Source organism: Dielma fastidiosa (genome assembly GCF_003475485.1).
Classification (GTDB): domain Bacteria; phylum Bacillota_I; class Bacilli_A; order Erysipelotrichales; family Erysipelotrichaceae; genus Dielma; species Dielma fastidiosa.
Window position 1 is genome coordinate 471,053 of sequence record NZ_QRQL01000001.1, and the last position, 13,283, is coordinate 484,335.

Annotated in this window: 10 protein-coding genes; all 10 read right to left on the reverse strand. The window is 36.8% G+C overall.

The genetic code is table 11. The annotated features are described in order from the left end of the window. Positions 1 to 1,140: 1,140 nt before the first annotated feature. The 10 genes from DWZ33_RS02475 to DWZ33_RS02520 all read right to left on the reverse strand — a co-directional run bounded on the left by DWZ33_RS02475 (position 1,141) and on the right by DWZ33_RS02520 (position 13,282). Positions 1,141 to 3,300 carry a CRISPR-associated helicase/endonuclease Cas3 gene (locus DWZ33_RS02475; protein WP_118453651.1) on the reverse strand — a complete coding sequence of 720 codons (2,160 nt, stop codon included), beginning with the start codon at positions 3,298 to 3,300 and terminating at the stop codon, positions 1,141 to 1,143. Next, on the reverse strand, positions 3,297 to 4,169 hold the full coding sequence (locus DWZ33_RS02480) for a type I CRISPR-associated protein Cas7 (protein ID WP_118453652.1): 873 nt from the start codon (positions 4,167 to 4,169) through the stop codon (positions 3,297 to 3,299). Before DWZ33_RS02480 ends, DWZ33_RS02475 begins: the two co-directional genes overlap by 4 nt. Continuing rightward, entirely contained in the window at positions 4,162 to 6,294 is a 2,133-nt protein-coding gene (locus DWZ33_RS02485) for a hypothetical protein (RefSeq protein ID WP_118453653.1), read from the reverse strand. Before DWZ33_RS02485 ends, DWZ33_RS02480 begins: the two co-directional genes overlap by 8 nt. Further along, entirely contained in the window at positions 6,287 to 6,889 is a 603-nt protein-coding gene (gene cas5 / locus DWZ33_RS02490; RefSeq protein WP_118453654.1) for a CRISPR-associated protein Cas5, read from the reverse strand. Before cas5 ends, DWZ33_RS02485 begins: the two co-directional genes overlap by 8 nt. 328 nt (positions 6,890 to 7,217) lie before the next feature. Next, positions 7,218 to 9,116 carry an LTA synthase family protein gene (locus DWZ33_RS02495; protein WP_118453655.1) on the reverse strand — a complete coding sequence of 633 codons (1,899 nt, stop codon included), beginning with the start codon at positions 9,114 to 9,116 and terminating at the stop codon, positions 7,218 to 7,220. Between the two features lie 120 nt (positions 9,117 to 9,236). Next, positions 9,237 to 9,716 (reverse strand): PssE/Cps14G family polysaccharide biosynthesis glycosyltransferase, encoded by a 480-nt coding sequence (gene pssE, locus DWZ33_RS02500; RefSeq protein WP_182425478.1) that lies wholly within the window; start codon positions 9,714 to 9,716, stop codon positions 9,237 to 9,239. Continuing rightward, positions 9,716 to 10,189, reverse strand: a complete 474-nt coding sequence (gene pssD, locus DWZ33_RS02505) for a PssD/Cps14F family polysaccharide biosynthesis glycosyltransferase (RefSeq protein ID WP_022937461.1) — start codon at positions 10,187 to 10,189, stop codon at positions 9,716 to 9,718. The genes pssE and pssD overlap by 1 nt, the downstream gene beginning before the upstream one ends. 5 nt (positions 10,190 to 10,194) lie before the next feature. Next, positions 10,195 to 11,166, reverse strand: a complete 972-nt coding sequence (locus DWZ33_RS02510; protein ID WP_118453657.1) for a glycosyltransferase family 2 protein — start codon at positions 11,164 to 11,166, stop codon at positions 10,195 to 10,197. Positions 11,167 to 11,174: 8 nt separating this feature from the next. Then, entirely contained in the window at positions 11,175 to 12,128 is a 954-nt protein-coding gene (locus DWZ33_RS02515) for a glycosyltransferase family 2 protein (protein ID WP_118453658.1), read from the reverse strand. Further along, entirely contained in the window at positions 12,125 to 13,282 is a 1,158-nt protein-coding gene (locus DWZ33_RS02520; protein ID WP_118453659.1) for a glycosyltransferase, read from the reverse strand. The genes DWZ33_RS02515 and DWZ33_RS02520 overlap by 4 nt, the downstream gene beginning before the upstream one ends. Position 13,283 lies beyond the last annotated feature (1 nt).

Sequence of the window (13,283 nt, forward strand, 5' to 3'; positions counted from 1 at the left end):
TATCGTCCTCTCACACCATCGTATGTGTCGTTCGACATACAACGGATCGGATTTATTCTAAATATGTATCAATTGATATTGGTCTAGTAATAATACTAGACCTCTTTTCTTAAACGCTATATTGCGAATAGCCACTTGCAGAAAACTATTTACACATCTTGTGTAAATCTTTCTTGAGTATGCCCATGATTGTACTTTGTGAAATTCTACCCCTAATTTTACCAATAGTTTATCTTCCTGTAATTAACTGTTTTTATCATTAATAAACAATAATCTATACTCAACAGCTTCTTAATGTACGTTGTTTCAGTTTCTCTTTTGGTTTTGCAATGAATATTTCATATAGTCTTACTTTGTAACTTTGTATCTGGTTATCCTTGTAGAAAAAAGCCTAGGTATTTTATAACATTCGGCTTACTTACTATGCTTCTTGCCATTCGTTGTTACTACGAGAGTATCCCTAATTTTCGCTGACAATACCTCCCGAGATAAGGTTATGTATCTTTCTCTCCATATATCCGCCACATTTACGGCCAATAGTTGACGATTGCGTTGCAAGCCCCATAGTGGACTTGCACCACCAAGATTTATGCACTGCTTGACATACCATAAAGAAAATACATCTGTGCTGATGTATTTTTTTGTTGTATTGTAATATCCACGAGATTCCTGCGACTCTCGACATACAGCAGTTAGTCAGACAAATAATGCGGTCAAATTTCAATCCACAAGAGTCCTGCGACTCTCGACGATAGTGATAATCTTGGTAAAATAGCAGATGGATTGATTTCAATCCACAAGAGTCCTGCGACTCTCGACAACGATAGCCCTTGTATCTTGTCCTGAGTTACACCATTTCAATCCACAAGAGTCCTGCGACTCTCGACAACAAGCACGGAAGCGATTGTTGAAGTTATATGTATTTCAATCCACAAGAGTCCTGCGACTCTCGACAGCAAAATATTACCAAATTAGTAATAATTTTACTAAAAAAGAAGCTTTTTCTTTAAGCTTTCAATTTCAAAGACTCAAAACAATCTTAAATATTCATTCTTTTTGAATGTTTCATCTCGATTTTAAGTGCGAATCCCCCAGGAAATTCATGTTCACTTCACATTCGCACTCAATAACTTAATAATATCAAACTAAGCTTTTCATGTAGCCAATAAAATTATCATACTGCTTATCCGATAAAAACATTATGTCATCATCCCGCAGTCCTAATTTCTTCTGAACACTTCTTCTCATATTAACGCTACCCATTTGAAGTTCCATTGCTGAAACAAATTTACCTGATCGTATTTTTTCTGCAAGCTTTTTATCGGCTAGAACAGTGACTGTATCTTCATCAATCACTTTAAATTTTGATGCTACTGTTTCAAATTCACAAGAAAGGTCCCCATCACAAATTTCCTCCGATAATTCATCACTCTTTTTACATTCTTCCTTAAATGCAATTGACACTAACTCATTATCAGAACAATCCTTTAATTCGTCTAACTTCATCATCTCTTCATAAATTTCAATTGATATCTCAAATGATGAATTAGGTACAAAATGATCATCACTTATTTTGAAAACTTCTAAAAAACTATCTTCAAAGTCACTCTCCCGACATATTCTTCCTAGCAACTGAAGCAAATTCTGTAAAGAGTTCAACTCACAAAAACCATAATGAAATGAGATATCTAGCCCACACTCAACACCACTTGTAACCACAAGATACCAATTTTGATACTCATCTTTATTCTCTAATCGATGCTTAACTTCTTTGATAATCTCTTTTCGATCTTCAGGTGTAAGCGCAGTTGATAAATGTAAGACATCACATCCATTTACTTTCAAATAATTAGCAAAATATGCAGCATTTTGTATAGTATTAAATAATACTATTTTGCTGCCATAAAATTTCTCTACATGTTCTTTCAATTCTGTGACACTCTTATAGAGAGATAGTTTCTCACTAAGAATATTATGAGTGACTCTCTTGCGTTCAAATTCAGATAATTGCTTATTAATTTCAGGCGGCAGCAGAGATGATACTGACTGATTAGATTTTTTTTTGAATTTCTTAATCTTCCAGAATTCAATAGGTGTCGCTGAACTCATACAAATATGACATCTCCATTCAGATGTTAAATCATTCAGCCACTGCCAAGCGGGGAGCATTAATTTAAGCGGAAGCATCGTGTGATATTCATCGAGAATTATCGCGCTGCCTGTCAATTGATGTAATTTACGTAATTTAGCTGGTTGATTACTCGCAAGTGTTTCAAAAAATTCAACTGCGGTCGTTACGATTATTGGCGCTCGCCATGTGGTTGCTAAATACTTGTATTTAGAATTATCAAAATCTACTTGATGATGCAATTCAGCCACTACTTCTTGCTCTTTACCCTGTTCATCCTCTAAAACAACAGCATCTCTTAAAGTTTTTACTGTCTGAGTAATGATATTGGTATACGGCAATACTACAATAATATGCCGTAGCTTGTACTTTTCCGCAACTTTTAACATATGCGCCATTACCGCCGTTGTTTTTCCTGTTCCAACTGGACTGCCACAATATTCTATCGGATTGTCCGTATCTGCATCTCTGCATGCATAATACATATTTTTACGCATTTGATTTCTCTGATTATTTTCTTTTTCATTTGACAAATTCGTAATATACTGATCCAGCTTTCCAATTCTTTCACTCCAGCGATTTGAAACGCTTAGTGGTTCAACATACCCTTGAGCACTTGTATAATCACCGTCAACAAGACAACTCAATAGCATTCTGTATTCCATTGATGATCTCTTTGTTTTTGATCTCTTTGTTTTCTTTTTTTTCAATATAAAATTGCCTAATTCCTGATAATGCATTTGCAAATATTCTTCTAAATGAGCTTCACTATCAGCCATACTATCCGTGAAACGAAATGGTGAGTCCTTTACTTCTTCTCTCACAAGATCAGGCAACCCTGGTCGATGATGGGCATATACTAAGGTTGCCTCAATTCTTTCTGAATCTTTATCAAGTAAAAACGTCAAACCTGCATCGCGATGATTAATTGGCAATTTTTTCGCTCTGTTTTTCTCATGCAAGACCTCTTGATTTTGAGCGTTCAATTTCCCCAAATCGTGATACTCAGCAGCATCACGTAAAATCTCTTCATAAAGCTTTGTTCTATCCTCACCAACATAGAAGGTCAAGGCATGTAAGTTATCAAGTGATTTTACCACGACTTCTCGAATATGATCAGAATACGTTTGTTCCTGATTTCTATCCCCTGCACTTCTAGCAAGCAGGCTCATAATTGCTCCATCAAATCAATAACTGGCGCTGTTTTGCCAATAAGTTTCACATTTAACTCATCAAGGCTTTGCATCAGCGCTGCTTCATCATAATCATGCCATGAAGTTGCAGGTCCACTCATACCCGTTATACGCTTTGGTGTTAACGCTTCTATAATCCGAAAATCATTATAAGTACCCCGTGCACGATTATGTTCTACATAAAACGCATAACGAATATCGACTTGTGAGCGAATATAAGAAGCGGTTTCTTTATATACATGAGGAATTAAACGTAAAAGTAATTCAATATCTTTTTTTGTGCATTGTGTTTTATGCGCTGCCGTAGCATTCACAAAGAAAGGCATTGCATATAAGCCATATGAAACGATACGATAAGCAAGCGGTGCCATCCCTTTGCTTTTACCTTCTTCTACTGGCATTACCTTAGTGGTTGTCATTCGTTCAATTCTTATTGGATCTAAGGAAACACCTAAACCAAATTGCACTACCCCCGAAGCAATAAATGATTCATTTTCATTTTTATCATTCTCTAAAAATGTAGACCCAAATACACGTACATCCCAATATTTATCAAGTAATTCTTGCAAAGAAAGCTTATTAACATCGGCTCGTCTTGTCTTTTTGCTTTCCATAATATCAAAACCTCCTTTAGGTAAATTCAATTCTTCTGCGAGTTCTTGCCAAAGCGGAGAATCCTTTGCTTCTACTAAATCACGAAGTTTTCTCTTAAAAGAAACCGGTGATATTTCACCACAGCCATCTTGTCTGATTCTTGGATCACTTTCACGATCAGGATCACCATTAGGATTAGAATTTGTCACATCAATAAGTAAAAGCCCTGTACCTCGATTAATAAATTCATTCATTTGTAATTTCCTCCATCTTGCCATTATTGGCTTCTTTCTTTTTTTCATAAGGTATAACTGCTAAATAACCAAGTAAAACTTGAGCTTGCTGAGCAGTTGTAAAATTTTCAGGTATTTCATTTTCAGCAATTTTCAAACAGATCTCTTCAAAACGAGCGAGTATCCATTTTGCCTTACGACTGTTTTCACCCACAGCCGTATAAGCCCATGCTTGATAAATGCGGATACGATCCTTCAGCCTGACTAAGCCTTCTAAAGGTTTTTCTGAAACAATTGGCAATAACTCATTTCCCATTAACTGTGACGGTAAAGATGCAGTTTTGCTGCCATTGTTTCGTACCTGTATTGTGTATTCTTTATGCAACATATCAGTCAATTTCAAAAGCTGACCTATATTGAACGGTGCATCTAACATGTAATTCTCCTTTCTAATCCCTTTCAGATATAATAAAACTGAATAAAGGGACATAAATGCTGCGGCATTCTCAGCCTGTGTCTTCATTGAAGATGATAAAATATGATCTAAAGTCAACTGTTGACCAATATCGCCAAGTAAATATTTAGCTTTATTTACAGATAATTGTAAGAAATGATCAATTAGAGCTTCATTTCTTATTTCTAATGAGCTTGGCATATAGAGATTATATATCTCTTGTAAAGTGACATCACTCTGCGGCAGCGTATTATTTTTGCCTGACCGATTATAATTCGTTTTGAATAATCGGCATAGCGTGTCCGGTCCAAGACAATTGAATTCATAATTGGCTATTTCCTTTTTATTCCAAATCTTAATTTCATAAGGCGGGTAGTTCTTTAAAGCGCTGTCCCATAATCGCATATTTTCAGTTAATTGTTCAACGCTAAAAGCACTTTCATAAATAACCTGTTTGCGGCCTGGATCTAATGTTCCTAAAAGTATCAAACAAACCTTGGCCTCCTTATTTCTATTTAAAATACCCTCCATATCCTTAAGAACTTTCTCACAAATAGCTTTATAAGCACTTTCAGCGTGCACCCTTGAAAATTCTTTATTATCTTCATAACTGAATGGATTACTTAGTATTTTTGCCAAAAAAGCATCATTTTTAGGTTCATCAGGTATATAAGCTAGCAGCAAATTTTGCTTATCGCTATTACTGTCGCTGACAGCACGCCAAGTCTTATTCTCATTATCTGGCTGCGTTAAAAAGGAGATTGCATCATTAATTTTATTAATTTCCGATTTACCTGCTTGATATGCTTTTGCACCCGTTAAATGATAACGAGAAAGACATGGGGTATCAGCTTTTTTAGAGTATAAGTAGGTAAGGCCAAGCAGCGGCAGGTTAGGGTTAGGATATTTAGCACCAACACCTACTGTCCGCTTACCACTTAATGGTGATTTTATTGCTGCTTTCTCTTGCGCATCTTCACGATTTTCAAAGCTGTTTAATAATTGAACCAACGCTATTTGTGTATCCTTTGAGAACACATAATTCTCATACTTAAGCATTCCATACGCGTCATAATAAGTCATGATTCCTGATTTATAGCGGCCATTTGATTCTTTCTGACCTACCAATACTAGTTTTAAACCGTTAAGCATCATTTCATCATTACAGTCTACAATTTTATCATGCATTAGCTGTAAAAGATGGCTTAAAAATTCATGCTGGCTTGCTTGATCCGATGGAAATGCATTAAGCAAATCTTTTAATGCAGCAAGCTCTGGTAAATCACTTTCGATGACTGGTTTTAACTCATTCAAAGACCACTCTGAGATCATTATTTCATTTGAATTCGCATTCATGGCATTAAAATCAAGTGATAAGAGAAGATTTATTTTTTCAGTCAATTTGGCTTTTTTCCAACTTGCTTCATCAATCTTTTTACTTTCAGATATAGCTAATAATGGTTTTTGGATACGAATTGCCGGAAAGCTATTATGATTCCCCTTACTATGCTTCCAAAGTTCAGGCATCTTTGCTTTTTGAATAAAACGCAGACCTTTTGGCTCACCTTTTGCATTAACTTCCACAATTATCACATCGCTTTTCCCAACTTGCGTCACATTAGGGTGCGTCGACGATTGCAGCAATTGATGCTTTTCCAAAGCTAAGCTTAATCCGTAGAGCTCATTAATCATATCTGACCACACCTTCCCGCACTTCAATCATTTGAACAAATGATGGTGAAACATGACCATCTGTTGGTCGATCATACATCGAAATTAACATTGATGGGATGACGAGATTCAGGGTTTTATCCGCTTTCGTTGACTCTCTTAAAGGCCCAAAATAGCTTGGTGTAAATTCCTTCCATCCTAAAAATGCCGTTGAATAGAATTGTCCAGACTTTAAACGCCGCATAAATACTTCTTGCAGCTGATGCTGTGCGTTATACTTATGTTCAGGTGCATTGTATGCTTTAATCACACCGTACACCTTGTAACAGACATTTTCTAATACCGTAGCAAAGATCTGATAATTTACAGTTCCGCTCTTTTTCAATGGGCCTTGATAATTGTTCACATACTTGTGATAAATAATCGGTGAACAGATCTCAACTCGCTGCGGCTCAAAATAAGCATCCTTTGACATGACGACACATTCAAACATGCTTTTCAGCGCTGACTTGGTTGGCACGGCATAAGAGACAGGTGAAGAACCAGTATCTGGTCGTGCGAACATTGCAGACGGTCCTGCTATTTCAAAGGCTATCGGATACGCTTTCTCAATCATTAATTTCCCTCCTTTTCTTTTATTTGCCTTTATACTAATTCAGAATGTAAGCGCTGTCAATTTAATCTTTTAACAAAACAATTGAATATTCAATTAAATTATAATATATAATTAATTGAATAATACAACTTTTATGTTATCTTACTTATAGAGTAATTTACCCTGTGGATTGTAATAATTACTTTGTAAAAGATTTATTATTAGCAAAAGGCATCTTTAGCTGCAAGGTCAAACCTGTACTTAAAGATGCTTTTTCTTTTATGCTAAAAAAAGACTACAACCTTATCAGAAATTATATTTCTTTAAAGTCATAGTCTAATTAGATTATCTACTCATTTCCATGCTTCTTCAGATAAGCAAAATAATCGTCTGTCACAATCATTTCACCAAATTTAATATTATCTGAAACAATTCGATTCATTTCATCAATATTTGTCAAACCGCTGTCATCCGTAAATACAACTTCCCCATCTTTATAATAAGTATGCCCGTCATACCATGAATAATCTTTAAAATAAGCGTAGCCGCGGTAACGATCATCAAAGATATCATAACCAACATAGGTATTGCCGTAATCAAGACCTAACAAATTGGCAACTGTCGGTAAAATATCAATCGTTGAATTAGCCTTTGTTACTTCCTGAGCTAATTCTTCACTGCCATAGTTATAGACAAAGAACGGCACCTTATCGACTAGCGGCGAACCGGCCGCTTCTGTATAAGCCTGCAATGCCTCCGTATCACTGTATCCATAAGTATAATGATCGGTATACCCTATGATTACCGTATCTTCCAACAAGCCATCTTCATTGAGTCTTTCCAGCAGCTCCTTAAAGAAATTATCCGTGATCTTTGCCTGCATATAAATACAGTTGGTCTCATTATTCATATCATAATCCCAAAGCTCCGGTTCATTTTCAACCTGATAAGCACACATATCCGCATATGTACTGTAAGGCAGATGGGCTGAATAAGTAATAATAAAATCAAAGAACTTCTCACCCTCAGTCAGCTTGCTGTAAATCTCCTCATTCTGAGTAATAATAGTATCAATCGATGCTGCAGTATAATCACCGCCCAATAAATCAGTGAAAGATACATATTCATCATAGCCAAAATTCTTATGCATGATCGCTCGATTATAAAATTCAGGTACATTATAATGGAACGATTTCACAGAATAACCAGCATTCTTAAATAAATTAGGCAAGCTTTGTGAGAACGTATTCTTACTGAACGAATAAGCCGCATTACCGCCATTCGGTGAGTAAGTACCCGTATTGGCTGCAAATTCAGAATTAAATGTTGCCCCTGATGAAAAGATCGGCGCATAATGATCGGTAAAGTTCAGACCATTAGCCATCATATATTCTATAGTCGGTGTATACTTATCAGAAATTAACCAGTCGTCAATGCTCTCCATCAGTACTAAAATAACATTCTTATCCTTAAAGACACCGGTCATATCATTCGATTCAATTTCCGGCTTTGCATCTAAATATTCATTGATCGAATCATAATCAGCCTGATCCACCGAATTCGTTTTAATATATGTCATATAAAAATCACGGTTAATATATTCATAGAAACCAGATACTTGCATCATCCACGCCTGATTTGAGAATTGATCATAAACATTACGAGGATCTCGCCATGAATCCCATCGAGCTTCAGTCTGTTGGATTCCTATCATATCCGGAATTGTACTGTAAAATATCAGCACAAAACCAAATATTATTGAATGAACACTCAGCGAAAACAATGTATTCTTCTTTTTAGGAAAGAAAATCAACGCAAACACCATACAGATTAAGCCTGTCAGTAAGATCGAAAGCAGCCGGTTATCGATTAAGCCCAGCACAAAGCTTAGATAATCGCTGCCTTCCCCTGCCATTGCCAAATCATTAAACCATATAAAGCTTTGGAATAATTGATAATAGATATATTGGGCACAGCCATATAATGTAACTACCACTGCTATTATAAAATATACAATACGGCCGATTTTGCGCGGTAATGAATATACCAGCAGAATTAAAAAGCAGCACCAGCATACAGTAAAAAGCATTGGCGCTAAATGACGAATATCATAAAAACCAATATCCGAAGTATAATAACGCAAAATGATATCGGTGCTGAAAAAGCCAACAAACATAAAAAGCATTGGCAGCAGCCACTGTATCAGCGCTGTTAATTTATTAAATATGAATAAGCATTTCGAACGCATAAAACACCCTCTAACTTTATAATACCTGATGGAATTTTAACAAACCCTTGTGAAAATCAGGTGAATAGTTTTAAAAAAAATAAAAAAACAATGCAAATTGCATTGCTTATTATAACACACTTAATCCTTTTGAATAAAGTCTCTTATCGCATTTACTACATTTTCTGTCATTGAAATATATGGATTTGGTGTAAATTCATCAAGTTTATCAAGAATTTCATGAATTTTACTGAAATCATTGCAGCTGATCAGATATCCCTGTCTGGCAAACTCTTCCTGAATCTGTAACTGATGATCATTTGTATGCTCACCGTATTTTGACAGTCTCGCACATGCGATAACCTTCTTTCCCTTTTTTAATGCGGAAAGAATGGAACCGACGCCGGCATGTGTAATCACAACATCAGCCTCATTGATCAGCCGGTCAAACTCGTCGATCGGCAATAAATCAAACAATTTCATCGAATCGGTATCAAGCTTCGTACAGCCTGCCTGAACAATTAATTCATCGTTGATTAGATGGCTTTTTTTCTGTTCATCCAAGGCTTTCAGAAGCCGTGTAAAGGGTTTATCCTGTGTTCCAAGTATTACTAAAATCATCAATAAACACCTCCAACATACACTGCCTTTGGATAGCATTCCAGCATACTTTCCCACTGTACTAAAAACAGATCCGCAATGGGATAGACTAATTTTCCAGATAATGACTTAGTCTTAATATTAGCAAAAGTCTCAAGATAGATGATTTTACTGCCAAACAGCTTCCCGATATAGCACATTGGCACTGCTGTATGAGCGCCGGTGCTGACAATGAATTCCGGACGCAGCTTGAGCCAGAAGCAGAAGCTTTTTAAAATATTATACGGAAATTTAAAACAATAGGCTAATAAATGATCCTTGCTGCCATAGACCAGATAATCTACACGGCCCGGATACTGTTCCTTTAGCTTCATATTGCTCTTTGTTTTCTCAGTAATCAAATGAAAATCCGTATCATCAAACAATGCCTTCAGCTGCAGCAATTCATTCAAATGACCGCCGGTGCTGGAAATAAATAAAACCTTGTGTTTCATAACCTTTACCCCAATTTATTGACTGTCTTGTAATAAACCAGATTAGCAGTCAAGCGATTAAATGTCAGCAGATACAGGCCTTTAAGACCAGCACCTTTAAAATATTTATTTTTCTTATAATCAGGAAAGCGTTCATGGATCATTGCCATCGCTTTGTCTACAGCTTGATCAAATAGCTTCTTATCAGAATAATTGGCTGCCCGCTTAATGAAGGTCGCATACAAATACCTGACACAGCTGAATTCCAACTCATCATGATAGCTTGCCATCAAGCCAAGCTTTTCATAATCAGAAAGAATATGCTGCCAATTCTTGATGTAATCAAACAGCCGCTCATCATAAGTATAGGTAATAGCACCTGGATGCTGAACGTATTGATTAAAAGGCTCCTTTACGGTTCCAATTGATTTTATATAAGGATACAGCCGATAAATGAATTCCATATCCTCATACCAGACACCCTTGGTAAAGCGCACGCCATGGTCAAACAAACGGCGATGATAAATTTTATTCCAAGGTGCGGGATAAATACGTGTCATACTTTCCTTGATTGCTTCAAAATCATGCAGATCGCTTTCAATATGACTGGATACTGTTTTTGTCTTGCCATCCTCAAAAATATAGTCCATGTCGCAGCATACTAAATCAAAATCTTCACTTTCAGCTTTTTTAATCATCTTCTCAAACATATCCTCTCGGATATAATCATCACTGTCAATAAAACTGATATATTCACCGCCGGCAATCTTCAACCCAGCATTGCGGGCATCTGATATACCGCCGTTGGGTTTCTTAATACAAGTAATACAAGAATGCACCTGCATATATTCATCAATAATCACCTGTGATTGATCCGGACTTGCATCATTCACAATTATGATTTCATAATCGGTAAATGTCTGTGCTAAAATTGTATCAAGACATTTTCTTAAATATCGTTCAGTATTATAAACTGGTACAATAACACTTAATTTCATAACTCCTCCTATCCGCGCAGCTTAATCAACAGCTTTGCAAAGGTAAAATACCCTTTCATCAGACTTTCACAATATAATCTGAAAGCAAATGGCTTTGCCCGATAATAGGCATTATGCTGCCAATTAGGAAAATTGCTTTTAAGGGTGTTTAAACATTCTTTAAATTCAGTATATTTATTAAATGCCAGAAAACGATAGGATGCGATATAACAGAGCTGATAGATTGACAGATATTCAATTTCTGTCAGATAGGCGCTGTCTTGAAAAGCATCGATCGTCCGCTGCATAGCCTGGATAATTTCCAAAGTGCGGACAGAAAAGGTACTTTTAGATGTAATGGAATCAGTACGCTGGCGATAATTAACTAATGGTTTTGGATAATGGATAATATGCTTGCAAACCTTAACATAAGCGGGAGTTGTCGCAATATCTTCGTACCAGATTCTAGCTGGAAACATTGTCTGATTCGCTTCATAGCATGAACGTTTAATCAGCTTATTCCAAGCGCATGGATTAGCTAATAGGTATGTTTTAGAAGTCATTGCGTCAAATTCTTTAGGCAGCGCACCACGTTTTTCTTTATGATCCTCACTATAATATTCATAGTAATCAAAATTAACCAAATCCGCTTGCTGAACGTCCGCAAATTCAATTAATTTGGACAGTACGTCAGCCTCATAAAAATCGTCACTGTCAAGAAAGGCAAGATACTCACCCTGTGCCTTGGCAGCACCGCAGTTGCGGGCATCCCCCAATCCGCCATTTTGTTTATCAACGAGAATGAATAATTCAGGATACCTACTGACATATTCTTCCAGAATTAACTTAGAGCCATCGGTTGAGCCATCATTCACTAATATTACTTCCATCTCAACGTTCTTTTGCGATAAAACTGAATCCAAGCACTCACGCAGATAGGCTTCTACATTATATATCGGTATCACCAGACTTAGCTTTTTCATCCGTTGCTCTCCTTTAATTCATCAAACAATTCAAGCCATTGCTGATAGATGGCTGACATATGAAATTGCTTTGCAAATTCTTTACTGGCACTGCCCAGTTTAAGACGCAGTGCTTCATCAATCATGATTTGTGCCATGGCTTTTTTATAAGCCTCAACATCATTTTGAACAATTAAATATCCAGTTTCACCATGGATGATTTCTTCCTTTGCGGCTTCACCAAAATCAAAGGCCAGACAAGGCACACCGCATTCATTTGCTTCCAGCACAACCAAAGCAAAGCCTTCATACTCCGAGGCCAGCAATAGCAATGAACTATTCAGATATGCCGATTTAGGATCAGCGGTAGGTCCCAGATAATGAATATGTGGATTGCGCTGCATGATTTCTTTAACTTCATCACTTAATTCACCCATGCCTACTAAATCAAGCTCCCAGTAATTAATCTTGTATTCGCGGATCGTTTCATCAAACAGCTTGACCAATAAATCTACACGCTTCTCTGATGAAAAGCGTCCGATAAACAACGCATGATTGCTCATGCATGAACTTTCTTCTAATGATTCAAAATTAATCGGATTATAGATATAGGAAGAATTCGATAAACCGGCCGCTTTAGCCCGCTTGCAAGTCGCGTCACTCAGCCAGAGCAGACGGCCGACACGATCATTGTACTTTTTAAAAAACGGCAGCTGGGTACGGTGCGCTTCGACCTGATTAAACGTCGTATGATAATGATTGATCGTCTTTTTCAAATAAGCCGCCGGTACCGCTTCTAAGCATTCATAATGTGAACAGATAATAAAATCAGGATCTATTTTGCCAATCTCCAGCTTACACTTTTCAAAGTCCAGCTTCAGGGAAAGATCAAAATGACGGCGGTCTTTAACCTGCCTCATCCCCCGTAATAAATGGCCTCCCTTAAACATTTTCAGCGCATCGCTCAACAGCGGTGTATGCCATATTTCATCCGCATTAATCACAAGCTTTTTGGCTGTGTTGGGATATGGCAGCAAATCGCTGCGGCCGCTGGAACGTAACGATACGAAAAAGACTTCATGACCTTCATGAAGAAATTTTCTGGCCAGTGAGCAGTTAACCATAAAAGAACCGCCCATGGCATCATAAACATTCTGGAGAAACAATAGTTTCATG